A 26,714-nucleotide genomic window follows, 5' to 3' on the forward strand; every position below is an offset into this window, starting at 1 on the left:
AAAGTCGAAGCTAGTTTGTTCCAAGTGGTTGGAGCCGAAAAGGGGTAATGGGTCGTGTGGCAGAAAATATGGTTTGTCTCCAATATGGGGTTCGTAGCGATGCTGGTCTGGTACATGTTTCTTCAGAGAGCTTACGCGGATGCCTTGCATCGCGGTGCCGATACGGCGCAGGCGGCCAAATACCGGCGCCGCAGGCTGATGGCGGGAATCGCGGCGCTTGTCCTGTTCGTCGTCATGGCCGGAGCCTTCATAACGAACATGAGGGTCAACGGAACGCGCTGAGGCATGTGTCCAATTCATGGCAATTCCGGCCTGGAGCGCAACTTTCTCCTGAAATGACCGTCAAATGTCTACTGTACAGGGGCTTTGCCCCGTGAGCGGAAGCAGTTGGACAGACAGCAGTTGGACAGTTAAAGGAGACTAGCAATGAAATCGCTCAAATGGCTTTTGGTTTTGACCCTCTTCACCATGCCTCTGCTGGGAGGAATGGGGCGCGCGACGGCTCAAGGTGCATCGCAGACGCTCGTGATGACTAAAAACAGCAAAACAATGCTTTTGAACGGAACCGCCTTTACTGCGGCTCAGCCGTTCGTCATGAAAAACGGAGTATCCTACGCGCCGTTCAGCTCGCTGGCGGCGCGTTACGGCTTCCAGGTATCCTATGATGCCGCGGCGAAGCAATCGATCGCCCGCAGCGCTGCGGGAGAAATCCGCTTCAAGATGAATACCAGGGAAGTTGCCGCCTATGGGACCAAAATGACGGGCCAGGCGAATACGTATTCCGAGAACGGGTCGCTCATGATTCCGATCCGCACCTGGGGTCTGGCGACAGGGAGCCGCGTGAGCGCTTCGGGCGCTCAGGTCACCCTGCAATGGGATACGAAGCCGAGCGCGGCGTTCACCGTATCTCCGGCCAAGATCTACACGGGCGACTATGTCACCTATCTGGACCGCTACAGCTCTCCTTCCGGCCAGCCGATCATCAACGAGGAATGGACGGGGCGCGAGGAAGTGTTCTCCGAGCCAGGCACGTACACCATTTCCCGCATCGTTCAGGATGCTTCCGGGCAATGGAGCGATCCCTACACGGTGACGATCAAGGTGCTCGCACCCAACCAGCCTCCCGTAGCGGACTTCGCCACGGACAAGACGGTATACCGGATCGGCGAGAACGTCCGCTACACCGATCTCAGCACCGACGACAACAACGCGATCGCCAAGCGCAACTGGATCGGCCAAGCGGATGTCTTCTTCGAGGCGGGAGACAAGACGATCACCTTGGAAGTCATCGATGACCAGGGCTTGTCCTCCACGATCAGCAAGACGATCACGGTGTCCACGGAAGTCCTTTATACGAAGGACCAGTACGACAAGCTGTTCAAGCCGGTAGGCGGCGTATTCGGAGTCGATGCCAAGTCGGTGCTCGATATTCCGACCGTATCGTATGATTTCCACTCGGAGCCTTCCCGCTTGATCCGCAGCAACAGCCCGGAGCGGTGGACGAGCGAAGGCATCGCTTACGACGATCAGTTCTCTGGCGACATCCGCCTGCTGTTCCACAACGTGAACAATATCGGATATCCCGTCAAGATGTATCTGATCGCGACGAATGAAGGCAACTACACCGCGAAGTTCGGCGTGAAGAATTTCGGGGCTGGCGGACCGGACCAGTTCGAGGTCAATACCGGCAAAATGTCTACGGTCCGGTATTTGAACTCCGTCATCTCCCCGAGCCCGATTACGTACACGAGCATCAAGCCGGGACAGTCCGTGCAGGTGCTGAAGGAAATCTCCGCCTCGGCCATCAAGTCGAATCTGATCTATTCGGCCTACGCCGACGTGACCTCCGACCAGACGCTGCGGTTCCGCGTCGTCGTCGTGGCGGAGAAGACGGACCCGCTCAAGGTGCTCGAGAGCCTGCCGCTCATGGATGCGGACGGCAAGCATACCCGCGGCTCCTTCAACAACGCGACGCGCGCGATCGACGTTCCCGGCGTGCTCGGCTACACTCCGCAGCGCATCGTGCTGGGAGACAACAAGCTGGATCCGTATCTGGACGGGTACGACAATACGACGGGATCCCTCCAGCTCAACATCGGCAACTTCGGCGTTCTGTACAAAATGAACATCAAGCTGTCGCCGCGGACGCTGGTCGCCTTGAACCCTCGAGGCGGCTTGTATACGGGAGCGTTCGTCGTCAACGGGCAGCTGATTCCCGTGCCGGCATCCGGCGTGCTCAAGGATCAAGGCGAAGCCATGGTGCTGTACCGTTCCGGGGACAGCACCGAGACGATCAGCCTCGTCTATCTGATCGCATCCGGCAGCAACCTGCCGATCACGATGATCTTCCAGCCGCTGCCGGCATTGAAGAATTAAGCCGCACGGGCCATGGAGCCTCAGCCGCATCTCGATATAGGAGATGCGGCTTTTTTTTGCGGATATGTCCAGCGTGCGGGTGTACAATGGTTCCATGGAAAGCGAGAGGAGGGAATGACAGGGATGGAAACGACGGAAAAGGGAGATGGGTTCAGCGAATGCAAGGATCTCCTTGACTTGGCGAGCACCGAGCGGTTGCTGGGGGGAGAGCTATCGGGCGAGCGGGAGAAATCTGGCGGCGATGGTGAAGCCGATCGAGCGGTGCCTGGCCGTCAGACGATGCCGAAGCCGATGGAGCTGCTGTTCATCCGCCATGGTCAGGGAGTCCACAATACGGGCATCCCGGATCGGCTGAATGTCGAGCATCCGCCTTTGACCGCCAAAGGCAGGGAGCAGGTCGCGGCGATCCGCGATGCCGTCTCGATCGGTCCGAAGGATGTCGTAATCGCCAGTCCGACGGTCCGTACGCTGCAGACCGCAAGGCTGCTCGCCGACGGCAGGGCGGACTTGCGGCTGCTGGTGTCGCCCCGCGTCGGTCCAAGGATGTATCCGATGCCGGACAACCCTTCCGCCAGCGAGTTCAGATGCGACCGGATCTATCCACAGTCGGCGATTGTAGCCGAGTTCCCTGAATTCGGCTGTCTGAAGAGCGATTCGGCAGGGCTGTGGGACGGAAGGCTCAACACAATGGACCGCGAGGCATTCCGAACCGAGGCGCTGAAGCTTCTCCGCGATGCTCATGCGGCGATAGGCGAGGAGGGCCGAGGGAGGGCCGTAATCGTTTCCCATGACGGGACGATCACCTCGTACAGGGAAGCTCTCGGCGAAGAGCGGCTGACCCGCGCCGATTTTCTCGGCGAAGCCGGCATTCACATCATGAAGTGGAAGGAGTAAATCCTCATGAAGCTGGACGGCATCAACCACATCTGCTTTTCCGTGTCCGACCTGGACCGATCGATTGCGTTTTACGCCGAGGCATTCGGGGCGAAGCTTATGGTGAAGGGGCGGAGCCTCGCTTATTTCGATCTTGGCGGGTTGTGGATCGCCCTCAATGAAGAGAAGGAGATTCCCCGGGAGGAAATTCGGCTGTCCTATACGCATCTTGCCTTTTCGATGCAGGCCGTCGAGCTGGACCATGCGATCCGGCGCCTGAAGGCGATCGGAGCCGAAGTGCTGCCAGGGAGGGAAAGAGATGAAAGGGACGGCAGGTCGGTCTACTTCCGCGACCCGGACGGCCATCTGTTCGAATTCCACAGCGGGACGCTGCGGGACCGGCTGGATTATTACCGGGAGACGATGCCCCATATGGCGTTCGGCAATCCGGAAGGACCGGCGGAGTGAAAGGCCGATCGTGAAAGGCTGATCGTGAACGGCCGATCGGGACAAGGAGCCATCTGCTCCGCCATGCAAGGACTTCCCAGGCTTCGATGATCCATTCGATGCTGCCGGACGATGAAAAGCCTCGCGGCCGCTTGCATGCGGCTGCGAGGCTTTTCACGTTCAATCGGAATCCGGAGCAAGCTCATCCTTGCGCCGCCGCCGATGGCGATCCCATAGAGTGAACAGGATGATGGACCCCGACAGGATCACATTGATCCACAGCGCCATCATGACGACGGCATGCGAGGCGGAGCCCGGCTGCACGGCCGTCAAGCTGAGCAGGCAGAGCAGCAGCAGGACGAAGGACATGGACAGGACGATGCGGCCGAGCAGGCGCAGATCGTCCATCAGCTGTCTTTGGCGGCGCGGATCGCCGCCATCCTCTCCTGCCAGCCGGCCAGCGTCTGCTCGGCCAGATGGCAGGCGGCCTCGCTGGCGCCGACGGGGCGCAGCTGCGGCTCCTCCTGGGAGCAGAGCTCGATGGCATGCGGGCAGCGGGGATGGAAGCGGCAGCCGGCAGGCGGCCTGGCCGCATTCGGCATTTCGAGGCTGCGCAGAGGCAGCTCCAGCATCGCCTTGGCGATGTCGGGATCCGGCGTCGGCACGGCGGACAGCAGCGCCTGCAGGTAGGGATGCCTCGGCTGGCTCAGCACGTCGTCCACGCCGCCGAGCTCCATGACGCGGCCGAGATACATGACCGCCATGCGGCCCCGTTCGGCGATGTAGCGGGCCGTCGCGAGGTCATGGGTGATGTAGACGATGGCGATGTCCAGCTTGCGGTTCAGATCCGCCATCAGGTTGAGGATGGAGATGCGCAGGCTGACGTCGATCATGGAGACGGGCTCGTCGGCGACGATGACCTTCGGATTCAGCGAGATGGCTCTGGCCATGAGGATTCGCTGGCGCTGCCCGCCCGACAGCTGATGCGGATACTTGTCGAGAAAGCGGTCCGGCGGCGTCAGTCCGACCGTCTCCAGCAGCTCGATGACGCGGGCTCTGGCCGCCTTGCGCCCTTTGACGATTTTGCGCTGCACGATCGGAGCGGAGAGCGACTGATAGATCGTCCGCATCGGATTGAGCGCCGCATAGGAATCCTGCTGCACCATCTGCACGCCGCCGCGGAAGTCCTGGTAGCGCTCGCCTTTGAGCCCGGCAATGTCCGCCCCCTGGAACAGCACCCGACCCGAGGTCGGCTTCGCCAGCCCCGTCAGGACGCTGCCGAGCGAGGTCTTGCCGCAGCCGCTTTCGCCGACGAGAGCGATGATCTCGCCCGGGTAGATGTCGAGGTTGGCGTCGACGACGGCGCCGACCTGCTCCACGGGAGCCATCATTCCGCGGCGCCTCTCATAATACAGGCTCACGCCCTCCAGGCTCATCAACGCCTGCTGCTCCTCGGCGCGGGCCCGCTCCCGGCTGCGCCGAAGCGGCTCGCGCTCCAGCTCCAGTTCTCTGACGCTCATGATGTACGCACCTCCGCGATCGATACGGTATTGGAATCCGGATGCAGATGGCAGGAGGCCTCATGGCCTCCCGGCCAGACGACGCGGGACGGCGAAGCCGTCCTGCACGCGTCGAAGGCATGCTCGCAGCGGGGAGCGAACGGGCAGCCCGGGGGCATGCGCAGCAGATCCGGCGGAGAGCCCGGAATCGCCTTGCGCTCCGACAGGTCGTCGTACAGGCTGGGCACCGCTTTCATCAGCTTGGCCGTGTAAGGATGCCTGGGTCGCTTGAACATGTCGTAGACGCTGCCCGCCTCCACGATATTGCCGGCATACATGACCCCGACCCGGTCGGCGGCCTTGGCGACAACGCCGATATCATGGGTGAGCAGCAGCATCGTGATGTCCATTTCCTTGTGGATCTTGACCAGAATGTCGAAGATATACGCCTGCGTAATGACGTCGAGCGCGGTCGTCGGCTCGTCGAGTATGACGAGCTGCGGATCGAGCAGCAGGCTGAAGGCGATCATGACCCGCTGCTTCATGCCTCCCGACAGCTCGTGGGGGAACGCCTGCAGCACGCGGTCCGGCTCCAGCCGCACGTAATCCAGCAGGGCGCGGGCCTTGTCGAGGATCTGCTTCTCCGAAGCGCCGCTCCGGTGCGCCCGGTAGGTTTCAATGATCTGATCCTTGATCCGCACGACCGGGTTCAACGCGTTCTGAGCGGCCTGGAACACCATGGACGCGCGCTCCCACTTGTACGCCTGGAGCTGCTTGCGGCTCAGCGCCAGGATGTCCTCGCCGTCGAAGCGGACCGAGCCGGCCGCGATCCGCCCGGGACTGGGTACCGCCCGCATGACGGCGGATGCCAGCGTCGACTTGCCGCTGCCGCTTTCGCCGACGAGAGCCGTGATCTGGCCGCGCGGAATGGAAAAGTCGGCCTCGCGGACAGCCTTCAGCGTTCCTGCGCGCATCGGGAACTCGATCGTCAGTCCTTTTATCTCTACCAGATTGTCCATAGCTGCTCCTCCATTCTCAGGGTCTTCAGTTCGATCTCAGCCGCGGATTCAGCGCTTCCTCCAGACCGTTGCTGAAAAAAATGCAGGACATCTGGAACAGTCCGAGGCAGAGAATCGGCGAGATGAGATAGATGTACCCTTTGGGATTGAAGATGCCGCCCGTGTTCTGCACGGCCAGTTGGATCATCATGCCCCAGTTCGTCGGCGAATAGGGGGCGAGGCCGAGCATCATGAGGCCGACGCTGGCCACGATCGCCCCCTGCGCCGCCATGATGAAGTTGATGGCGAGATAGGGAGTCAGGTTCGGCAGGATTTCACGGGACAGGATGTACGGCATTCGCAGCCCCATGATCCGGCAGGCGACAATGAATTCCCTGTTTTTCAGCGACAGCAGCTGGGAGCGGACCGCCCGGGCGAGCGGAGCCCAGGACCAGACGGCGAGAATGAAGGAGAAGGCGACGGGGTTTTTGATCTGCACGAGCGCGGCCACGATCATCAGGACGGGGAAGCTCGGAATCGTGAGGAACAGGTTCGTGACGAACATGAGCGCCGTGTCCGTGCGCCCGCCGGCGAAGCCGGATACCGCTCCTACGACAAAGCCGATGACGAGCGTGAACAGGGCGGCGAACAGCCCGATCGTCAGCACATCCCGCGATCCGTAGACAAGCTGCAGGAAGGTGTCCCTGCCGCCGTAGTCCGTGCCCAGCCAGTGGGACCAGGAAGGGCTTGCGTACCGGTTGCCGAACTTGACCGTCATGTCCAGGCTGGCCAGCATAGGCCCGAAAATCGCCATGAAGATGAAGACGGCGAGGATGATGACGCCGCTGAACGACTTCTTGTTGCGATAGATCGTTCTCCAGAAATCCGCGAATCCTTGGCTCATGGCTTATCCCTCCTCCAGCTTGACGCGCGGATCCAGCCTGGCGTAGATCAGGTCCGAGGCCAGATTGGCGACGATGACCGCGACGCTCGTCACGAGCAGCAGCCCTTGCATGAGCGTATAATCCCGCTGCTGGGTCGCCTGGCCGATATAGTAGCCCATGCCGGGATAGCTGAAGACGTTCTCGATCAGCGGCGAGCCGCCCAGCATGAAGCCGAAGTTGACCGCCAGCGTCGTGATGAGCGGCAGCATCGCGTTGCGCTTCACGTACTGGCTCATGAGCGTGCGCTAGGAGACGCCGCGGATGCCGGCGGCGACGATGTAGTCCTCGCCAAGCACGTTGACGGCGCTGCCCTTCATCGTCAGCGCCCACGTTCCGAGCGTCGTGATGACATAAGTCAGGATCGGGAGCGCCCCGTGATAGAGCGCGTTCGACAGGAAGGGTAGATTGAAGCCCGGCTCCACGACGGGATCGTAAGCCCCGTTCACGGGGAACCAGCCGAGCTGGAAGGAGAACACGACGAGCAGCAGAATCGCGACGATGAAATTCGGGACGGACGAGGTGATGATGGCGTAGATGGAGACGATCGGATCCAGCAGGCTCTTCCTGCGGTACGCCATCATCGCTCCGAGATTGATGCCGATGAGGAAGCTGATGACGAGCGAGATGCTGAGGACGAACAGCGTCCAGGGCAGCGCGTTCGCGATGATTTCATTGACCGATACGTTCTGGTAGATCATCGACATGCCGAGATTGCCATGCAGCAGTCCGCCGAGATACCGGCCGAGCTGGGCCGGCAGCGGTTCGTTCGGATTGTAGTTGATCATGGCGGTGATCTGGCGGTATGCCTCTTCCAGGCTCATCCCGCGCTGGGTCGCGTAATCGCGCGCCCACGAGTCGATGGCGCTGCCTGGCGTCATGCGCAGCAGCACAAAGGTGAGTAGCATCGCGAGCAGGACGGTGACGGCCGACATTCCGATTCGTTTGGCAATTCCTCTGGGGCTCATGACTTGCACCTCCGTCGTTAGTCGTCAGCGGGGCCAGTATTCTCTTGGCATGAAGGTAGAGTTGAAGCCGTGGTTCAAATGGGTGACGGCCAGCCGGTCCGCGTCGGTTTCCGGCAGCGGCATATCCCGTCCGCTCTGGACGATCTGGTCCATCATCGGATAATTGCCGGCCATCGTGCGCGTGTTGATCCAGGCGCCGGTCACGTTCTGGAAGAAGTTGACCCCCCAGCAGTTCTCGTTGGCGATCCAAGCGAGGTTGTCGATGATCGCCTTGCGCTCGCCCTCATCCTGGACGTAGGGGAAGCGCCGCATCTCCTTGTCGACGTCGACCGTCTTCCCGTCGATGCCCGCCGTCTTGAGGTCGAGGCGTCCCGTATCGATCTCGGAGCCGTCCGCGCCTGTCTTCTTGACGTTCGGGAAGCCGACCTTCTTCTTGGTGCCGTCCCAGTAGACGACCTTGAGCGAGCTCCACGGATTCTGGAAGCCCCAGGAGACGTCTACCCAGTCCATGGACATGTCGTAGAGGCCCTTGTCTGCGTTGGCGAAATAGATCGTGCTGTCGACGGCCTTCAGCTTGGTCGGAATGCCGAACCTGGTGAGCTGCTCGGCGGCGATCTGCGCGGAGTTGACTCCCGGCACCCAGTTGTTCGGCGCGCCGATGATGAACGACGGCACATGGCCGCCGGGATCCCTCCAGAGGCCGTCCGCGCCTTTGCTCCAGCCGATTTCCTTCAGCAGGGAGGCCGCCTTCTCCGGATTGTGGGTGTAGTCGGTCATTTTGCCCAGCGCCTCCGCGCTGACCTCTTTCTCCAGAGAGGAAGGCATGATCCCGGTCATGGAGATCTTCGGATATTCCTTGCCGTAGTAGTTGCCGATCTCCCTCAGCTTGCTCTTTTCGAACACATAGGTGAGCGCCTGCCTGAACTTGACCTGCTCGAACGGCTCGCGGCGGATGTTGTACATGAGTCCGACGCTGGCGGGATCGTACATGCGGTAATGGAGCAGATCCGGATTCAGCTTGAGCAGCGACTCCAGGATGTCCTTGGGAGGCGTGCCGTCGTACCAGTCCAGCTTGCCGGACTTGATCAGGGCATATTGCGCGCTCAGCTCGGGAACGTTCTTGATCCAGATCTTGTCGTAGTTGACCGCGTCCGGCTGCCAGTAATCCGGATTGCGGCTCAGCAGCATGTCGGTGGTCGTCACCTTTTCGAACTTGAAAGGACCGGTTCCGACCGGAACAGCCGGTCCCGAACGGGTGAATTCATTCCAATTGAGCGCGATCTGCTTGTTGAGCTCGTCGGGAATATCGAGATGGAAGGGGCCGTCCTTGGAGCGGTCCGGCAGCGGTTTGGCCCGCTTCAGCAGCTCGTCGGCCTTGTCGACGTATTTTTGGTACAGATGATAAGGGATCTGGCCCTGCAGGTCTTGGGCGAGCAGCAGCTTCTTGAGCTCCGGGTACGGAGCGGGATCAAGCCAGCGGAATACGACCGTATCGTCGTCCGGAGTCTCGATGGAGGACAGGTATTTCGTTACGTCCGCACCGTTGTTGAGCCGGTAGTAGGCCCACACGTCCTTGCTCGTGAACGGTGCGCCGTCATGCCATTTCACGCCTTTATGGAGATGGACGGTCGTCGTGCCCGGTCCGTCCTCGGTCGATTCGGCGAGCACGTTGTAGACGTCGTTCGTCGAGCGGATGAAGACATACAGGCCTTCGAACATGTAGCGGTTGTTCGTGTCGCCGATTCCGCCCGACCCGAACGGGTTGCCCTGGTACAGCGGAGGCTTCGGCCAGCCGCCCAGCACCCGGAATATTTTCTCCTTGTTGAACTTCAGCTGATCGTCCGGCACGGGCTTCTGCATCCCCTGCAGCCCGCCGGCTTCGATGCGCGCGGCTAGCCCGGGCGAAGAGGCTCCGCAGCCCGACACCGCCGCGACGGAAACGGCCAAAGCAAGCGTGGCCCATGTTTTGCCGCTTCTCAAAAGGTTCACCTGATTCTCCTCCCATCTGGATCCACTTTCCTCCGGCTGCCCGTTGGAAGTGCTTTCATTGTATTCTTGGCCGAGGTCGACGTGTTGATAAAAACGCTTTCATTATTCTGCCGGAATAGGGCGGATATTGCTTGAAATGAACGGTCGGAAACGGTTGAGGCAAGACGGGAACAGGAAGGGGCGGCGGCAAAAGGGAGATGAGGAGAAGAGAGAAGGGAAGGCGGAGAATAATAGAAGAATGGGAGAATATAGGAGGCCGGGGGAGCAGGGAGATGGAATAAAAGAGTGTGCGTAGAACAAATGAGAGAGCGGGGAGCAAGGGAATTGGAAAATCAGGCAGAGCGCAGCAAAAGGAATGGAGAATCGGCAAGGATCATGAAGTTGAAAGGCTGAGAATGGGAAACCGGTGACATGCCCTGTCTGCCCTGCCGGCGGGGCGCAAGCTTCAATCCATGGCTTGGCGGGAGAAGGCATGCGGACGCAAAAACAGGCCGTCCGGCCAAAAGGACCGGACAGCCTGTCTCCATCGTTCAGCGGCTCGATCAAAACGGAGCCTGGAAACCAAATGCCGAAAGGATGCGGATAAAACGCAAGCCTCACTGGCCTTCCTTGCGCCACTCCAGAGGAGTCATGCCGACGTTCTTGACGAACAGGTCGTGGAAGCGGCTGGAGCTGCTGAAGCCTACCTCCGAGGCGATGAACTCGACCGGCTTCGGGGACAGCCGGAGCAGCCGCTTGGCTTCCTGCAGCCGAAGCGAGATCATGTATTGCTTGGGCGAGAGGCCGGTCCGCTCCGCGAACTTCTTGCGGAAGATGCTCTCGGACAGGTAATGGCTCGCAGCCAGATCCGATACCTTGAGCGACGTATGGTACTGCTGGTGGATCTGCTTGATCGCGTCCTTGATGAGCTGCTCCTCGCCGGTATCGCCGGACGGCTCCGCCACGGCGCTGCCGGCCGCGCAGACGTGGAAGGCCAGGAGCAGCGTCTCCAGGGAATTGCGCAGCAGATCCGGCAGAAATTCCTCGGAGCTCGGCTCTCGGCATTCCTGCTCCAGCTGCTTCATCGCCCCTGCTGCCCGCTCCAAGTGGACGCCGGTGAGCCTGGCTTTGAGAATGGGGCCGGTGCGCTGGGCGAAGGCTTGCTGGAACAGGTACTGCGGGTAAGCCGGCATCTCCAGTTCATGCAGATGCAGGGAATAGCCCTCCCAATGCTTGATGCATACGTAGCTGTGCGGGGCTGCCGCGGGGATGAGGATCATGCTCCCGCCGGACACCCTTGCGTTCTGCTCGCCGGAGGCATAGTACCCTTCGCCCTTGATCAGGAGCGTGATTTCTGCCGCCGCATGGCTATGGGACTTGAACTGGCCTATCCGATCCTCTTCACTCGGCGTGCGGGAGCTGAAGAATGTGACATCATCGATAAATCCGGTTCCCATGAGAAATCCCATACCTTTTCTTCGGAAATGGAGGCGCTGCCGTCCGCTGAACGGATCGAGCATCTGCAAGGATAGGGAGACGAATGGCTTCCTCGTAGCCTCAAGCGAGAGGGCGGCAGCAGCTTGGCCCGTCTAGAGCGCATCTCAGCTCCGCGTTTGGTAGGATAGGCTCAGACCGGCTCCGCCTGCTGGTCCTCGGGAGCTCCTCCGGCATAGTCCGGCACTTCGACGCTTACTTCCGCACGCTGCTCGGCGGAGCGGATGACGCCGTCGATGATCGCCTGCTGGATCAAGATCTGCTCGCCCGGAATCGGAGCGCCGCGGCCTTCGCGGATCGCATCGACAAAGTCCCGGACCTTCTCCCGGAACAGGTCGAGCTGATGGTCGACGAGCGGAATTCTCGTGCTCGTCTGGCCGCCCATGAAGTCGTGGAACATCTCGATGTTGCCGACGCGTCCGTCCCAGACGCCGGACCAGTTGCCCGAGCCGAACGGGGTGATCTTGAGTCCGGCGTCGGTGCCGAGGAAGTTGGTCGTGCCGAGAGAGTCCAGATGCATCGCCCAGCTGATCTTGAAGTGGAGCGTCAGATCGCCTTCAAAGCGGATCATCGCCGCTCCGAAATCCTCGACGTCGAACTTGTCGGCCTCGGCGTGATAGAGAGGATTGCGGCCGAAATGGTTGAACGTGCTGGCGGAGACGGTGAGCGGCTTCGGATAGTCCAGCGCGTTGAGGGCCATGTCCAGGGAGTAGCAGCCGATGTCGGCCATGGCGCCCGCGCCTGCCAGCTCCTTGCGGATGAACGTGCCTCCAGGCATGCCGCGCCTGCGGCCGCCGCCGGTCTCGACGTAGTAGACCTTGCCGAGCTTGCCGGAGCGCACGATCTCCTGGATCAGCTTCATGTTGGGGTCGTAGCGAGGCTGGAAGCCGATCGTGAGCATGCGGCCGCTGCTCCGCGAAGCCTTCACCATGTCCAGCCCCTCTTCCAGCGTGACGGACATCGGCTTCTCCAGCAGGACATGCTTGCCCGCGTTCAGAGAGTCGACGGTCGGCTGGCGGTGGGCCGTGTTGGGCGTGCAGACGCTGATGCCGTCGAGATCCATCGCGAGCATTTCCCGATAGTCGTCGAAGGGGGCGGTGCCGATGAGGTCATGCTTGCGGATGAACTCCAATGCTTTGCCGGGGATGGCGTCAGCGACGGCGGCGATTTCCACTCCCGGGATGGTTTTGTAGGCGGCGGCATGGGAGCCGGCGATGCCGCCGCTGCCGATGATGCCGATTCGAATGGTCGATGTGGACAAAGGGTTCTCTCCTTCCGAGTGGCGCCGCCAAGCCGGCGGCGCTGCGAATCTGCGATGGGCGGCCAGCTCTACACGGACTGGCTGCGCATTTGTTCCCGGTAGCGGCTCGGGGTCAGGCCGAATTTCTTGCGGAATACGTAATGGAGGTAGCTGCCGCTCTGGAAGCCGGTTTCGGCCGCGATCTGCTCGATGGAGCCTCCATTGCGGGCGAGCGCTTCGCATACCTGTTCGAGGCGGCAGCGCTCCAGATAATCGCTGAACGAGACGCCGCCTTGCTCCTTCATGATTCGCTGCAGCTGGCGGCTGCTGACATGGATGCGGTCGGCCGCATCCTGCAGCGACAGGGGACTGGAATAGTTGTCCCGGATGAAGCGGGTGATGAGCTGGTAGCGGTAGAGCGACATGTCCCGTTCGGGATGGGCGACCTGCGGCAGCGGCTGCAAAGGGGCGCGGGCGGCTCGGAGCAGAATTTGGATGACCGCCTGCTTCACCGTCGTGCCCCAGCCGGGCTCGGCCTCCTGGACGGCTTTGTAAGCCGTCAGGAACCAGGGCATCGCCTGGCAGCGGTCGGGGATGGGCTGCGGTCCGAGCGCATCCAGGGCTGCGATGCAGTTCGCCGCTTCCTGGCGCTCCCATTTGTCCTCCCCGGAGGCGGAGGGCTCATCCTCGATCGGAACGATGTCGATATGCAGGCTGAGCTCCTCCGTACCGTCCGGACGGCCCGCCAGCTGCTGGTGGAGCACGCCGGGGCCGGTCAGATAGAACATGCCCTCGCGGAATTCATGATCGCTGTCCTCGAGTGACAGCGTTCCGGAGCCGCGGGCGATGAAATGAAATTCATATTCCGAATGCTTGTGGTAGCGGATGAGACGATCCTCCGGGAAGGAGGCGAGATGAAAGTGCAGCACCCGAAGCCGGTATGCTCCCCAGCGGAACCGAAGCTCCAGCCGGTCCATGCCATCCCGCTTCTCCATCATCGGGGCGTAAGGAAACGGCTTGGAACCCGGCGTTCTCATTGCGCTGCGCCGGCCAGGTCGATCCGCTTGCCTTCGGCTGCGGAGCGGTTCGCCGCTTCCATCAGCCTCGTCAGATCGGCAGCGAGAGCGATGTTTTCCTCGCCTTCGGTGCCGTTCTCGATATGTCCGACCCATTGGCTGAACGCATTCGGCAGCTTGGCTCCGAGCGGAATCTCCTTCCACTGCTCTTCAAGCTTCGTGCTGCGCACGCTGATGACGTCGTCCGGATTGCCGTACAGCAGCGTTCCTTCCGTGCCGAACAGCTCGATCTGGAAGGGAGCATGCTTGCTGGCGAAGCCGGCCTCGACGACGCCGATCGCTCCATCCGCGTAAGAGAGGACGGCAACGGCGTTGTCTTCGACTTCGCGTCCGGTCACATGTCCGTACGTTGCGGTTAGGCTCTCCGGCATGCCGCCAAGGAACAGGCGGGTCAAATACATCGGATGGCAGCCGAGATCGATGAGCGCGCCGCCCGCCGTCTGCTGCGCCGAGTAGAAATGCTCCGGCAGCCAATTGGCCAAGGCGCCGTCATGCGCGAGGCGGACGCGGACAAGCGTGAGCTTGCCGAGCAGCCCTTGCTCCAGCACTTCGCGGATGGCGGTCGTATAGCCGTCGTTGAGACGGGGAAGGGAGACGGTCAGCTTGACTCCCGCTTCTTGAACCGCTTTCAAAATTTCGTCCAGCTCGGCGGACGTCGGAGCAACGACCTTCTCGGTGAAGATATGCTTGCCGGCTTTGGCCGCCTTGACCATCACTTCGGCATGCATTGTCGTCGGCGCATCCACGATGACGGCATCGACATCGTCGCGCGCGAGCACTTCGTCCAGGCTGCTTGCGAACGGAACGCCGAGCTTGTCGGCGGCTTCCTGGCCGCGTGAGGGCACTTCATCCCATACAACCGTAATTTGCGTGCCGGGATGCTCGTTTGCATAGCCCGTGTATTCCCAAGCGTGGACATGCCAGAAGCTGAGTTTTGCGATTCGAATCATAGCGGAAAGGTCCCCTTTCATTATGGAAGCAGACTATAAGAATGCGACATGGCTTTAAGGTAACATAGGATAATGACGACGAACAGTATACAAATATGACATTCGATATGCAAAATAGCGACACTGTCTCCGATTTGATTCCGGAATGGATATGCCTCAAAATAGAAGGAAGGCGAAATCTCCCCGGCAGGCGTTGAAGGCTGGGAGATGCTGACATCTGGGGAAGGAGGGCGGAGGCATGAGCATGAGAAGAGCCGTGCAGGCTCCCATTCATCTCTACCGCAAATTCATATCGCCGCTGAAGCCGCCGACCTGCCGCTTCTATCCGACCTGCTCCGAGTATGCGCTGGAGGCGGTCGAGAAGCATGGCGCGGCCAAGGGCTCCTATCTCGCGGCAAGACGCATCCTGCGCTGCCATCCGTTCCACCCGGGAGGCTACGATCCCGTGCCATGAGCTTCCTTGACATGCACAGGGTCGTTTCGGTATGATTACGACAAATACAGCTTACCCGATGAAGGGAAGAGTAGTTTCCGCAGCTGCCGCAGCAGAGAGCCGGGCAAGACGGTGCAAGCCGGCCGGGAGCGGGGAACGAAGATGGTCCCGGAGGATTCCGCTCCGAACGGCAGCAGCCTGGTGCTGAAGCCGCAAGGTACGGACGCGCGCAGCCGGCGTTAGCGGCTTGCCGTTCCTCCAGGAACGGCTTCACTAGAGCTTCCCGTCCGCCTCGAGCCCGAGGCAGGGAAGGAATTTGGGTGGTACCACGAAGCGCTCCCGCTCTCGTCCCATAGCGGACGGGAGCTTTTTTGCATGTCCATATCGATCCGGAGGGATTCCCATGCCAGAGAACAACAACAGCTATTACATTACGACACCGATCTATTATCCGAGCGGCAAGCTCCATATCGGCCATGCCTACTGCACGCTTGCCGCCGACGCGATGGCGCGCTACAAGCGGGCGCAGGGCTATGACGTCAAGTTCCTGACGGGAACCGACGAGCACGGCCAGAAGATCGAGCGCACGGCCAAGGAGCTCGGCATGACGCCGATCGAATTCCTGGACGGAACGGTCGGAGAGATCCAGAAGCTGTGGAAGAAGCTCGAGATCAGCCACGACGACTTCATCCGAACGACCGAGGAGCGCCACAAGAAGCCGGTCGAGAAGATTTTCAAGCAGCTGCTCGACCAAGACGACATTTATAAAGGAACGTACGAGGGCTGGTATTGCACACCATGCGAGTCTTTCTTCACGGAACGCCAGCTTGTGGACGGCAAATGCCCGGATTGCGGGCGTCCCGTGGAGCTGGTCAAGGAGGAGAGCTACTTCCTGCGGATGAGCAAGTATGCCGACCGGCTGCTGCAGTACTATGAAGAGAATCCGGATTTCATCCAGCCGGAATCCCGCAAGAACGAGATGATCAACAACTTCATCAAGCCCGGCCTAGAGGACCTGGCCGTGTCGCGGACGACGTTCGAATGGGGCATCAAGGTGCCTGGAGATCCCGAGCATGTCATCTATGTATGGATCGACGCGCTCTCCAACTATATCACCGCGCTTGGCTACGGCTCGGATGACGATTCCCAGTACCGCCGGTTCTGGCCGGCCGACGTGCATCTGGTCGGCAAGGAGATCGTCCGCTTCCATACGATCTACTGGCCGATCATGCTGATGGCTCTCGGCCTGCCGCTGCCCAAGAAGGTGTTCGGCCACGGCTGGTGGCTCGTCAAGGAAGGCAAGATGTCCAAATCCAAGGGCAACGTCATCGATCCTGTCGTCCTTCTGGAGCGCTATGGACTCGACGCTTTCCGCTACTTCCTGCTCCGCGAGGTGCCGTTCGGCTCGGACGGAACGTTCACTCCCGAGGCATTCGTGGAAAGGCTGAACTTCGATCTCGCGAACGACCTCGGCAACCTGCTGAGCCGCACGGTGGCGATGATCGACAAATACTTCGGAGGCGAGGTTCCGGCCTATGCCGGCGCCGTGACCGAATTCGACGGGCCGCTGCAGGCGCTCGCCGCCGAGGTCGTCTCGTCGGTCGAGGCTTCCATGGAGCGCATGGAGTTCTCGGTCGCGCTGTCCGCCCTCTGGCAGCTGATCAGCCGCACGAACAAGTACATCGACGAAACCCAGCCATGGGTGCTCGCCAAGGATGAAGCCCGCCGCGGCGAGCTCGCCTCCGTCATGTACCATCTGGCGGAATCGCTGCGCATCGTCTCCATTCTGCTGACGCCGTTCATGACCCGCGCACCGCAGGAGATCCGCCGCCAGCTCGGCGCGGAGAACGAAGCTCTAGCCGCGTGGGAATCGGTCCGCTCGTTCGGCGGCCTGCCTGCCGGAACCCGCGTCTCGAAGGGCAGCGCCTTGTTCCCTCGTCTGGATGCGCCGGAGGAGATCGCTTATATCGCCGACGCCATTCTTGGGGGAGGCGGCAAGAAAGAGGAGCCGGCAGGCGAAGCCAAGCCGGAATCCGCTTCCGCTCCGGCCGCTTCGGCTCCGGCCCCGGAGCCGAAGGAAGAGATCGGCATCGACGAGTTCGCCAAGGTCGAGCTGCGCGTCGGTCAGGTGATCGCTGCCGAGCAGGTGCCGAAGGCCGACAAGCTGCTCAAGCTGCAGCTGGATCTCGGCTACGAGCAGCGGCAGGTCGTCTCCGGCATCGCCCAGTTCTACAAGCCGGAGGAGCTGGTCGGCCGCAAAGTCATCTGCGTCACGAACCTGAAGCCGGTCAAGCTGCGCGGCGAACTGTCCCAGGGAATGATCCTCGCCGCATCCGCCGGCGACCAGCTGACGCTGGCGACGGTGCCCGACTCCATGCCGAACGGCGCCATCGTCAAATGATTCGAACCAAAAAGCAGGATGCGGGCGACAGCCCCGCATCCTGCATCCATTAAGGGAGGCTGGTCCAACCCATGTCCAGCGTGAACATCGGCTTGGCATTCGCCGCAGGCATCGCGTCCTTCGTGTCGCCATGCTGCCTGCCGCTCTACCCTTCGTATTTATCGTACATAACGGGCATATCGGTCACCGAGCTCAAGAGCGACAATCCCGGCCGCGAGGTGCGGCGCCGGACCATGAGCCATACGCTGTTCTTCATTCTCGGATTTTCGCTGGTATACTACACGCTCGGTTACGGGACGAACCGCTTCGCCGAGCTGTTCGCCGATTACCAGGACCTCATCCGGCAGCTGTCCGCCATCCTCATCATGCTCATGGGACTGTTCCTGATCGGGCTGTTCCAGCCGAGGGCATTGATGCGGGACTTCAAAATGCCGGTGAAGCTGAAGTCGGGCTATCTCGGATCGTTCATCTTCGGCATCGGCTTCTCCGCCGGGTGGTCGCCATGCGTCGGGCCGATTCTGGCGGCGATCCTGGCTCTTGCGGCTTCCGACCCGGGGACATGGTTCGGCCTTACGACCGCTTATGCGCTCGGCTTCGCGATTCCGTTTTTCGTGCTTGCTTTCTTCATCGGCTCGACGAGGTGGATCGTCCGCTATTCGTCCGTTCTGATGAAGATCGGCGGCGCCTTGATGCTGGTGATGGGCGTGCTGCTGTTCACGAACAAGATGTCGGTCATCACGATCTATTTAAATGGCATCACGCCGGAATGGCTGCGGTTCTGATCCTGTGATCAAGTGAAATAATCGATCGTCGCCTCAGGGAAGTGCTCGAAAATGCGCTCGGATATGAACATCCGCAGCGCATTTGCCTGTTCATCGGGGTAGACGTATTTGCCTTGGCCCCAGCGGCCCCATTTGTACTTGCGCTTTTCGATATCCATCTCGAGCTTCGTTTTCGGGTAGCGTTTCTCGATCGTCGCCTTGGCGGTCTTGGTGAAGCGGTGCTGGATGAGCTCGAAGGTCAGATCGGGAATCCCGGCGGGCAGCGTCTTGGCCAGGTTCTCCAGCAGCTCGGCGTAGCCTTCCTGCCAGCCCTCGTGCCAGATGATCGGGGCGATGATGAACCCGACGGGATAACCGGCGGCAGCGACTTTGCCGGCCGCTTCGATCCGCTGCTCGAATCTGGATGTCGCGGGCTCGAAGTTTTTGATGACATATCGGGCATTGACGCTGAAGCGGATGCGGGTATGGCCGTTGTGGCGGGCATCGAGCAGGGAATCGACATGGTGGAATTTGGTGACGAACCGCAGCCTTCCGCATTCCTGGTCCGCCATGAACTCGATCAGCTCGCGGAGGGAGCCGGTGATCGGCTCCAGGCCGACGGGATCGCTCGTGCAGGCGGCCTCGAAGCGGGTAAGCTGCGGCACGCGCTCCTCGATGTAGCCTTTGGCCGCGTCCATGATCTCGTCGGTATTCACATATACGCGGATGTAAGGCTTGGCGCCGAGCGTCGTCTGCAGGTAGCAGTAGTGGCAATGGGCCATGCAGCCCGTCGCGATCGGGATGGCGTATTCGGCGGAAGGCTTGGACTGGTCGAACTTGAGCGTCTTGCGGATGCCGACGACGAGCGTCCGCTTGGCGATCTTGTACTGCTCCAGCTCGGAATCGCCGGGCAGGTTGGTGATTCGGTTGTGGGATGTCGTCATGCGGATGGGCAGTCCTTGCTTGACCGCCCATTCATGGATCCGCTTCCCCTTGGGATAGTTCAGCGAGTCCGGCTCGAAATAGACCAGCTCGGGCACGAAGACGTCGGGCCGGTTGGTGCGTGGACGTTCCATGACAGTGCTCATAACGGCATGCCTCCTCGGGAAGGATGGATGATGGCTCGGGGTTAGTTTGGCATGGAAGCAAGCTTTTCAATAAGGGAAATCCCGGTGGCGCAAGTTGCAGGCGGCCGGGGCGCGTTGTATGATACTAAGGAGCGTGGCGCCGGAGCGTGGAGGCGCCCAGCAGGTTAGGAGGGTTTTCATGCCTACACCGAGCATGGAAGATTATTTGGAACGGATCTACAAGCTGATTGAGGAAAAGGGATATGCCCGCGTGTCGGATATCGCGGAAGGGCTGGAGGTCCATCCATCCTCGGTGACCAAAATGATTCAGAAGCTGGACAAGGACCAGTATCTGATCTATGAGAAATATCGCGGCCTCATCTTGACGGCCAAGGGCAAGAAGATGGGCAAGCGGCTGATGGAGCGCCATCATCTGCTGGAGCAGTTCCTGGAGGTCATCGGAGTCCAGGAAGCCAATATCTATCAGGATGTCGAGGGGATCGAGCATCATCTCAGCTGGGATTCCATCACCTGCATCGAGACGCTTGTGGAGTATTTCCGCCGGGACGAGTCGAGGCTGGAGACGCTCCGAAGCATCCGCAGCGAGCTGGAGTCCGAATAGAGCCCAAATCAAATAACGGCAGGCGGGAATGGGTACATTCCGCGCCTGCCGTTATTTGATTTCCTGTTCAATGATACTTGGGCATGCCGTCCTCGTCCTTGCCGCCGTCGATGACCCGGAACGGGGACGGCTTGCGTCCGCGCGCTTTGGCGGAGGCCGATTTGAAGCGGGAAGGCTCGTTGCGTCCTCCTTTTCCGGCATGGCGGGGGCTCGGCTTGACGACTCGTTTCTTGCGGGCGGGACTGAACCAATAGAAGGCGAAGATGCCGCCAAGAATGACGGCTGGAAGGAGAAGGCTGAACGGATTGCGGGAAAGGCTGCTCCCCAGTCCGACCACAACCAGCACGGCAATGACCGCCGTCCATATGTTGACCCTGTTGCGACGCATGCAAATCCGCCCTTTCTATTGACGATGCTCCCCTTCGGGATGCTCTCGGTCTCGAGACGGTCAGACAGCCGTCTTCACGTTGACTTCCCGCTCAAGCTCGCGCATCCGGTTGAAGGAGGCGATGGATACTTCGACCTGGTCGTCCGTCGGCTCCTTGGTCGTCAGCAGCTGCAGCCACAGCCCGGGATAGCCGAGATAGCGCAGCACCGGAACCTCGCGCAGGGCGTTCGTCCAGCGCAGCACCTCGTAGGATGCGCCGAGCACGACAGGAAGGAGAAGGATGCGAATGTAGATCCTCTCCCATAAGTTATCCCAACTGAAGAAGGAATAGACGATCACGCCGACGATGACGGAGAAAATGATGAAGCTGCTGCCGCAGCGGTAATGCAGGCGGGTATACTTCTGGACGCTGCGGACGGTCAGCTCCGCCCCGTCCTCGTAGGCGCTGATGACCTTGTGCTCGGCGCCGTGATACTGGAACAGGCGCTTGACGAGCGGCGTCAGGGATATCAGGTACAGGTAGGCCAGAAGCAGGATGATCTTGATTCCGCCTTCGATCAGGTTGTGCAGGAACACGCCGGTAAACATATGGCTGAACAGCCAATCCTCCAAAACAGCAGGCACAAGGGTGAAGATGAGCTTGCCGGCGGCGAAGCTGATAATGCCCGCGACGGCGACGCCGACGATCATGGAGAGGCTCCAGCCTTCCTTTTTCGGCGCTTCGTCCTTTGCCGCTCCGGCTTCCTCCGGCTGGTCCTCGGCATAGGCTTCCAGGGCGTAGTTCAGATGCTGAGAGCCCTTGGCGCTGGACTCGAGAATGCCGATGACTCCGCGTACAAACGGAATTTTCTTGAGCGGCTGGTACCAGGGCTTCTTGCCCGCGCTCGGAACCTCGTAAAAAGTGATTTCTTCGTTCTTGCGGCGTACCGCCGTGACATTGACGTTGCGGCCGCCGAACATGACGCCTTCAATGACAGCTTGTCCGCCGTAAATGGATGTGCTCGCTTCTGGCAACGGACATTCACCTTCCCTTTGTTCAAACTTCCGCCCGCTTCAGGCTGGGTGCAGCCTGCGGGGCAACTGGAATCCTGTTTCCATTGTACTTGATGGCAATGGGGAATGCCAGACTGCCTCTCTCGGCATCCGCTAACCTTCGCCGACCTGGAAGACGGTTAGCCGGAATGGAATTTGGCGCATACTAAGGCGGACATTTCAAGGAGGCGATCGAAATGAGCGCGACAGCGGCGGCATCGGACCGCGGAAAAGGCATGGACAAAAGCGAGTATGGCAAACATACGACCAACGCATGGACATACTGCCTGCAGCTCGGGTTTTGGGCCGGGCTGATATGGGGCTTCGCCCATTGGCTTCTCTATACGTTCCGGTTCACCAAGGTTCTGCCCGCCATGCTGGCGGAGCCGTTCTTCAAGCATTCCTTCCTCGTCACAGGCTGGGGGCATGCCGTCGGCATCGGGCATTTCATCGTTTTCTCCATTGTTGCCGCCTGCCTGTACAAGCTTCTGCTGGGACGCTTTTCCGGTCCGTGGGCGGGCTTTGTATACGGACTGCTCTGGTGGACGCTGCTGTTCCTGGCCTTCGGTCCGCTCCTCGGAATGGTGAAGCCGGTGACGGTTCTCGGTTGGAACAGCATCTTCACGGAGCTCAGCCTCTATGTGGTGTGGGGGCTGTTCATCGGGTACACGATCGCGTTCGAATTCACGGACGAGGCCTCGCGCGAGCCGAAGCGCAAGCCGGCGGGAGGAGGCTGACGGACGCGCACTTCCAAGGGCATGTCATTTATGGTAGAATGGCAAGTAGCCTTTTGGCTTTTGGAGGTGCGGTAATGCGCAAGATTCTCGTACTTAACGGTCCTAACCTCAACATGCTGGGAATCCGGGAACCGGGCGTATACGGAACGACGACGCTGGATGGAATCAAGGCCATGATGATCGAGGAGGCTTCCCGCCTCGGCGCGGAGCTGGATTTCTTCCAGTCCAACCATGAGGGAGGATTGATCGACCGCATCCATGAGGCTTTCGGCAGCGTGGACGGCATTCTCATCAACCCGGGAGCCCTCACCCATTACAGCTATGCGATCCGCGACGCGCTGAGCTCGGTGCCGGTGCCGTCGGTCGAGCTGCATTTGTCCAATATCCACAAGAGGGAAGCGTTCCGGCACCAGTCGGTGACGGCGGCATCCGCCGTCGGGCAGATCGCCGGCTTCGGCGCCTACAGCTACGTGCTTGGGCTGCATGCCTTGCTGAATCATTTGGACAAGCCGTCCGGCCAAGGCAGCTAAAGGCAGTTTGATTGGATTAGAGGAGGTAGCCGCGATGACGAAGCAACGAGTGGAGAAGCTGCGGGGCAAGCTTGAGGAACAGGGATTGGAAGCGCTGCTTATCGGCAGCCCGTACAATCGGCGATACATAAGCGGATTTACCGGATCTTCGGGCTGGGTGCTGCTCACGTCCGCGAAGAGCTGGTTTCTGACCGACTTCCGCTACACGGAGCAGGCAGCGGAGCAGGTGCAAGGGTTCGAGATCGTCGAGCATGCAGCCGATTATATGGAATCCGTCCGCGAGCTGCTGGCTGCGGAAGGCATAACGCGTCTGGGCTTCGAGCAGGAGCACACGGTCTACTCCAACTATGTCCGCTGGGGACAGGCTCTCGGTGCGATCGAGCTTGTGCCCGCAGCCGGCATCATCGAAAGCCTGAGGGCCGTCAAGGATGCCTCGGAGCTGGCGGTCATGCAGGAAGCGGCCGATCTGGCCGACGCGACCTTCGATTATATCAAAGGGCTGATCAAGCCCGGCATGAAGGAATCCGATGTCGCGCTTGAAATGGAAGTCTTCATGAGAAGCCGCGGCGCGACATCGTCCAGCTTCGACACGATCGTCGCCTCCGGCGAACGCTCGGCGCTCCCGCATGGGGTCGCGAGCGGACGCGTCATCGGCAGCAACGAATTCGTGAAGCTCGACTTCGGCGCCTTGTACAACGGCTACTGCTCGGACCTGACCCGCACGGTCGCCGTAGGCGAGCCGTCGGCCAAGCACCGCGAGATCTACGAGATCGTGCTTGAAGCCCAGCTGCACGCCCTGGCGAACATCCGCCCGGGAATGACCGGCATCGAGGCCGACGCGCTGGCGCGCGACGTCATCGCCAAGCATGGCTACGGCGACCAGTTCGGCCACAGCCTTGGACATGGACTCGGCATGGAAGTGCATGAGAAGCCGAACCTGTCCAAGCGCAGCGACAACGTTTTGACCCCCGGCATGGTGGTAACGGTGGAACCGGGCATCTACATTCCAGGGTTCGGAGGCGTCCGCATCGAGGACGACATCGTCATCACCGAGAACGGGATTCAAATATTGACAGCTTCGCCGAAGGAACTTATTATCCTGAGCTAGCCCGACAGCCGAAGCGGCATGCTTCGGCTTTTGGACACTAAGTCTCCCGATCGCAGCGTCCAAGCGGAAGCTTCGTTTCCGCATCACCCATTTACAGGAGGAATCACCCGTGATTTCAGTGAACGATTTCAAGACAGGCCTTACCATCGAAGTGGATACCGACATTTTCAGCGTCATCGAATTCCAGCACGTCAAGCCGGGCAAGGGCGCTGCGTTCGTCCGCTCCAAGCTGAAGAACCTCCGCAACGGCAACATCGTGGAGAAAACCTTCCGTGCAGGCGAGTCGCTTGGCCGCGCCCATGTCGAGAACCGCGAAGTCCAATACCTGTACAACTCCGGAACGGAGTACACGTTCATGGACAACGAGTCGTTCGACCAGTTCAATCTCGACAAGAAGCAGCTGGAATGGGAGATCAACTTCCTGAAAGAGAACATGAACGTCAACATTTCCAGCTACAAAGGCGAAATCATCGGCATCTCGATCCCGAACAGCGTGGATCTGAAGGTAACCGAAACCGAGCCCGGCGTCAAAGGCAACACGGCTCAAGGCGCTACGAAGAACGCGACGCTCGAAACCGGCTACACGGTTCAGGTGCCGCTCTTCATCAACGAAGGCGACCAGCTGCTGATCGATACCCGCGAGGGCCGCTACATTTCCCGCGCTTAGTTCCACTTCTCTGTCAAGGCCGCCGGCGGGCGGCCTTTTTTTTGTTTATCTTCTATCTCTTTAAAGCGTGAATGTGATATAATCGGTACTTGTATAATCAGCTAATGGTTGGGAGTGAACAGCGGTGTCGTTGATCGTGATGAAGTTCGGCGGCAGTTCGGTCGGCACGACGGAACGGATGCAGAGAGTCGCGCGGCGGATTGTGGAGAACAGGGATGCGGGGCATAAGGTCGTCGTCGTCGTATCCGCGATGGGGGATACGACGGATGATTTGATCGACAGATCCAGGGAGCTGAATCCGAACCCGCCAGCCCGCGAGATGGATATGCTGCTCACGACGGGGGAACAGATATCGGTCGCCCTGCTGTCGATGACCATACATGGGCTTGGCCGGCAGGCTGTCTCGATGACGGGGTGGCAGGCGGGAATCCGCACGGAAAGCGTCCACGCCAAGGCGCGGATCACGGATATCCGGCCGGACAAGATCCACCAGGCGCTCCATGACGGGCAGATCGTCATCGTCGCCGGCTTCCAGGGCATGACGGAGGACGGGGAGATCACGACGCTCGGCCGCGGCGGCTCCGACACGACGGCTGTCGCGCTGGCGGCCGCGGTGCAGGCCGATGTATGCGAGATTTTCACGGATGTGGACGGCATCTACTCGACCGACCCGCGCGTCGTCAAGAACGCGCGCAAGCTGGACGAGATTTCCTACGACGAGATGCTTGAGCTCGCGAACCTCGGCGCTGCGGTGCTGCACCCGAGGGCGGTCGAGTATGCGAAGCAGTACAACGTCAAGCTGGTCGTCAGATCCAGCTTCAACCACAACGAAGGAACGACGGTCAAGGAGGAAGCGGTCATGGAACAAGGAATCGTAGTGAGCGGCATCGCATTCGACAAGGATGTCGTCCGCATCAGCATTCTCGGCGTAGAGGATGTGCCTGGCGTGCTTGCAGGCGTGTTCGGAGCGCTTGCCGACGGCGGCATCAATGTCGATATCATCGTGCAGAGCGGAGTCATGGGCGGCAAGGCCGACTTCAGCTTCACGATCGGCAGAGGCGACCGCGACAAGGCTCTTGCCATTATCGAGGGCAACCGTTCCGCCGTTCCTTACCGCGAGACGACTTCCGAGGACGAGCTCGTGAAGGTTTCCATCGTAGGCGCGGGCATGGTCAGCAACCCGGGCGTTGCGGCCAGGATGTTCCGCGTGATGGCCGAGCTCGGCGTCAGCATCAAGATGGTCAGCACGTCCGAAATCAAAACCTCCTGCGTCATCGAGTCGGGTCCTCTGCAGGATGTGGTCCGAGCTCTTCATACGGCTTACGGCCTCGATACGGCCGACCAGGTTTTTGTCGGCGGCCCTTCCGAGCGCCGATAGCCATCGCCAGCCCGAACTCCCTCAAGCGGCCGCTTGAGGGAGTTTTTTTGCATTCAGCCTGTGGACGATCGGGCTGCCGCGCCGCAAGCCCGGTCAATCTGCCGATTCGGAGCTGCCCGCCGGTTCTGCGATTCTATCGGATGTGCTTTCCTTGAACAGCCCTTCAGCAAGCCCGATCGATAGAATGAACGGAAGCGTCGATAGATTCCGATTCCACTCCACGCCAACCATTCTCTTCCAGGCAAGCCTTGCCGCATTCTCCCTTCGCATGCAGCCCCTGCAATCATAGGCTCCGAAACGGCTGCCGCCTTCCTTCTTCTTTGAACGCTTCCACATGTCCAACAAAGCATAGGGCTTGCCATATTTGAAGACAAGCCGGCATAGGCTTGGTTATACGAAGATGGAAAGAAGGGGTCGGAATGTTGAATAAAGTTGTAGCTACGATGGCTTCGCTGCGCCTGCTGTCGGGCTCCATCGAGATCATGGCGGCTCTTCTCATGCTGCGCCTCAATCAGATCGATAAAGCGCTCGTCATCAATTCCTCGCTTGCGTTCGTCGGGCCGGTCGTTCTGCTCGCGACGACGGCGGTCGGGCTGATCGGACTGTCGGACAGGCTTTCGCCTGCCAAGCTGGCCTGGATCGCGGTCGGAATCGGCTGCCTGCTGATCGGGATTTTCAAGAAATAGTCTGCAAGTCTATGAACCCTCTTGATAGCAAGCGGCATAATGCGTCCAGACAAGCATACAAATAGGGTATAGGA

The 26,714-nt window shown here is 60.4% G+C and carries 26 protein-coding genes and 1 pseudogene; 14 read left to right on the plus strand and 13 right to left on the minus strand.

Annotated elements, in window-relative coordinates; translation table 11 throughout:
• The first annotated feature begins 54 nt into the window (after nt 1–54).
• The 4 genes from CIC07_RS10140 to fosB all read left to right on the plus strand — a co-directional run bounded on the left by CIC07_RS10140 (nt 55) and on the right by fosB (nt 3,717).
• On the plus strand, nt 55–282 hold the full coding sequence (locus tag CIC07_RS10140) for a hypothetical protein (protein ID WP_076356618.1): 228 nt from the start codon (nt 55–57) through the stop codon (nt 280–282).
• Between the two features lie 144 nt (nt 283–426).
• Nucleotides 427–2,376, plus strand: a complete 1,950-nt coding sequence (locus tag CIC07_RS10145) for a stalk domain-containing protein (RefSeq protein ID WP_076356616.1) — start codon at nt 427–429, stop codon at nt 2,374–2,376.
• Between the two features lie 123 nt (nt 2,377–2,499).
• Nucleotides 2,500–3,270: a histidine phosphatase family protein gene (locus CIC07_RS10150; protein ID WP_157741892.1), complete on the plus strand. Its 771-nt coding sequence runs from the start codon at nt 2,500–2,502 to the stop codon at nt 3,268–3,270.
• Between the two features lie 6 nt (nt 3,271–3,276).
• The gene (gene fosB, locus CIC07_RS10155) at nt 3,277–3,717 is read left to right on the plus strand and encodes a metallothiol transferase FosB (protein ID WP_076356614.1); all 441 of its coding nucleotides are present in this window, start codon (nt 3,277–3,279) and stop codon (nt 3,715–3,717) included.
• 159 nt (nt 3,718–3,876) lie between these two features.
• Here the strand turns inward: fosB and CIC07_RS10160 are convergent, their stop codons facing one another.
• The 10 genes and pseudogenes from CIC07_RS10160 to CIC07_RS10205 all read right to left on the minus strand — a co-directional run bounded on the left by CIC07_RS10160 (nt 3,877) and on the right by CIC07_RS10205 (nt 14,830).
• Nucleotides 3,877–4,104, minus strand: a complete 228-nt coding sequence (locus CIC07_RS10160; RefSeq protein WP_076356612.1) for a hypothetical protein — start codon at nt 4,102–4,104, stop codon at nt 3,877–3,879.
• Nucleotides 4,104–5,216, minus strand: coding sequence for an ABC transporter ATP-binding protein (locus CIC07_RS10165; RefSeq protein ID WP_200801147.1), 1,113 nt, complete (start codon nt 5,214–5,216; stop codon nt 4,104–4,106). The genes CIC07_RS10160 and CIC07_RS10165 overlap by 1 nt, the downstream gene beginning before the upstream one ends.
• On the minus strand, nt 5,213–6,214 hold the full coding sequence (locus CIC07_RS10170) for an ABC transporter ATP-binding protein (protein WP_076356610.1): 1,002 nt from the start codon (nt 6,212–6,214) through the stop codon (nt 5,213–5,215). The genes CIC07_RS10165 and CIC07_RS10170 overlap by 4 nt, the downstream gene beginning before the upstream one ends.
• 25 nt (nt 6,215–6,239) lie before the next feature.
• On the minus strand, nt 6,240–7,097 hold the full coding sequence (locus tag CIC07_RS10175; protein ID WP_076356608.1) for an ABC transporter permease: 858 nt from the start codon (nt 7,095–7,097) through the stop codon (nt 6,240–6,242).
• A 3-nt stretch (nt 7,098–7,100) separates the two neighbouring features.
• Nucleotides 7,101–8,102, minus strand: a pseudogene (locus CIC07_RS25760) (ABC transporter permease).
• Between the two features lie 24 nt (nt 8,103–8,126).
• The gene (locus CIC07_RS10185; RefSeq protein WP_076356604.1) at nt 8,127–10,091 is read right to left on the minus strand and encodes an ABC transporter substrate-binding protein; all 1,965 of its coding nucleotides are present in this window, start codon (nt 10,089–10,091) and stop codon (nt 8,127–8,129) included.
• Nucleotides 10,092–10,687: 596 nt separating this feature from the next.
• Entirely contained in the window at nt 10,688–11,527 is an 840-nt protein-coding gene (locus CIC07_RS10190) for a helix-turn-helix domain-containing protein (protein WP_159442432.1), read from the minus strand.
• A 170-nt stretch (nt 11,528–11,697) separates the two neighbouring features.
• Nucleotides 11,698–12,825, minus strand: a complete 1,128-nt coding sequence (locus CIC07_RS10195; RefSeq protein WP_076356600.1) for a Gfo/Idh/MocA family protein — start codon at nt 12,823–12,825, stop codon at nt 11,698–11,700.
• Nucleotides 12,826–12,893: 68 nt separating this feature from the next.
• The gene (locus tag CIC07_RS10200; protein WP_094248010.1) at nt 12,894–13,841 is read right to left on the minus strand and encodes a helix-turn-helix transcriptional regulator; all 948 of its coding nucleotides are present in this window, start codon (nt 13,839–13,841) and stop codon (nt 12,894–12,896) included.
• Nucleotides 13,838–14,830, minus strand: coding sequence for a Gfo/Idh/MocA family protein (locus tag CIC07_RS10205; protein ID WP_076356596.1), 993 nt, complete (start codon nt 14,828–14,830; stop codon nt 13,838–13,840). Before CIC07_RS10205 ends, CIC07_RS10200 begins: the two co-directional genes overlap by 4 nt.
• A gap of 244 nt (nt 14,831–15,074) precedes the next feature.
• On the opposite strand from CIC07_RS10205, the gene yidD reads away from it, so the two are divergent.
• The 3 genes from yidD (at nt 15,075) to CIC07_RS10220 (ending at nt 18,446) form a co-directional block, all read left to right on the plus strand.
• Nucleotides 15,075–15,284 (plus strand): membrane protein insertion efficiency factor YidD, encoded by a 210-nt coding sequence (yidD, locus tag CIC07_RS10210; RefSeq protein ID WP_076357096.1) that lies wholly within the window; start codon nt 15,075–15,077, stop codon nt 15,282–15,284.
• Between the two features lie 382 nt (nt 15,285–15,666).
• Nucleotides 15,667–17,664 (plus strand): methionine--tRNA ligase, encoded by a 1,998-nt coding sequence (metG, locus tag CIC07_RS10215; RefSeq protein WP_076356594.1) that lies wholly within the window; start codon nt 15,667–15,669, stop codon nt 17,662–17,664.
• A gap of 71 nt (nt 17,665–17,735) precedes the next feature.
• Nucleotides 17,736–18,446: a cytochrome c biogenesis CcdA family protein gene (locus CIC07_RS10220; protein WP_076356592.1), complete on the plus strand. Its 711-nt coding sequence runs from the start codon at nt 17,736–17,738 to the stop codon at nt 18,444–18,446.
• An 8-nt stretch (nt 18,447–18,454) separates the two neighbouring features.
• Here CIC07_RS10220 and splB read toward each other — a convergent pair whose 3' ends face one another.
• Entirely contained in the window at nt 18,455–19,513 is a 1,059-nt protein-coding gene (gene splB, locus CIC07_RS10225) for a spore photoproduct lyase (protein ID WP_076356590.1), read from the minus strand.
• Nucleotides 19,514–19,691: 178 nt separating this feature from the next.
• Here splB and mntR point away from each other — a divergent pair, with 178 nt between their 5' ends.
• On the plus strand, nt 19,692–20,114 hold the full coding sequence (mntR, locus tag CIC07_RS10230; RefSeq protein ID WP_076356588.1) for a transcriptional regulator MntR: 423 nt from the start codon (nt 19,692–19,694) through the stop codon (nt 20,112–20,114).
• Nucleotides 20,115–20,181: 67 nt separating this feature from the next.
• Here the strand turns inward: mntR and CIC07_RS10235 are convergent, their stop codons facing one another.
• Both CIC07_RS10235 and CIC07_RS10240 read right to left on the minus strand, forming a co-directional pair.
• Nucleotides 20,182–20,502 (minus strand): MFS transporter, encoded by a 321-nt coding sequence (locus CIC07_RS10235; RefSeq protein WP_076356586.1) that lies wholly within the window; start codon nt 20,500–20,502, stop codon nt 20,182–20,184.
• Nucleotides 20,503–20,562: 60 nt separating this feature from the next.
• Nucleotides 20,563–21,516 (minus strand): DUF1385 domain-containing protein, encoded by a 954-nt coding sequence (locus CIC07_RS10240; RefSeq protein ID WP_076356584.1) that lies wholly within the window; start codon nt 21,514–21,516, stop codon nt 20,563–20,565.
• Nucleotides 21,517–21,731: 215 nt separating this feature from the next.
• Here CIC07_RS10240 and CIC07_RS10245 point away from each other — a divergent pair, with 215 nt between their 5' ends.
• The 6 genes from CIC07_RS10245 to CIC07_RS10270 all read left to right on the plus strand — a co-directional run bounded on the left by CIC07_RS10245 (nt 21,732) and on the right by CIC07_RS10270 (nt 26,640).
• A complete protein-coding gene (locus CIC07_RS10245; protein ID WP_076356582.1) occupies nt 21,732–22,271 on the plus strand; it encodes a YqhR family membrane protein in 540 nt (179 codons plus the stop codon).
• Nucleotides 22,272–22,345: 74 nt separating this feature from the next.
• Nucleotides 22,346–22,801, plus strand: coding sequence for a type II 3-dehydroquinate dehydratase (gene aroQ, locus CIC07_RS10250; RefSeq protein WP_076356580.1), 456 nt, complete (start codon nt 22,346–22,348; stop codon nt 22,799–22,801).
• Between the two features lie 34 nt (nt 22,802–22,835).
• Complete coding sequence (locus CIC07_RS10255; RefSeq protein WP_076356578.1) at nt 22,836–23,909, plus strand: M24 family metallopeptidase; 1,074 nt, start codon at nt 22,836–22,838, stop codon at nt 23,907–23,909.
• A 109-nt stretch (nt 23,910–24,018) separates the two neighbouring features.
• Nucleotides 24,019–24,576: an elongation factor P gene (efp, locus tag CIC07_RS10260; protein ID WP_076356576.1), complete on the plus strand. Its 558-nt coding sequence runs from the start codon at nt 24,019–24,021 to the stop codon at nt 24,574–24,576.
• Between the two features lie 124 nt (nt 24,577–24,700).
• Nucleotides 24,701–25,954 carry an aspartate kinase gene (locus CIC07_RS10265; protein ID WP_076356574.1) on the plus strand — a complete coding sequence of 418 codons (1,254 nt, stop codon included), beginning with the start codon at nt 24,701–24,703 and terminating at the stop codon, nt 25,952–25,954.
• Nucleotides 25,955–26,373: 419 nt separating this feature from the next.
• On the plus strand, nt 26,374–26,640 hold the full coding sequence (locus tag CIC07_RS10270) for a YqhV family protein (protein WP_076356570.1): 267 nt from the start codon (nt 26,374–26,376) through the stop codon (nt 26,638–26,640).
• The last annotated feature ends 74 nt before the right edge of the window (nt 26,641–26,714 follow it).

Source organism: Paenibacillus sp. RUD330 (assembly GCF_002243345.2).
Classification (GTDB): Bacteria; Bacillota; Bacilli; order Paenibacillales; family Paenibacillaceae; genus Paenibacillus_O.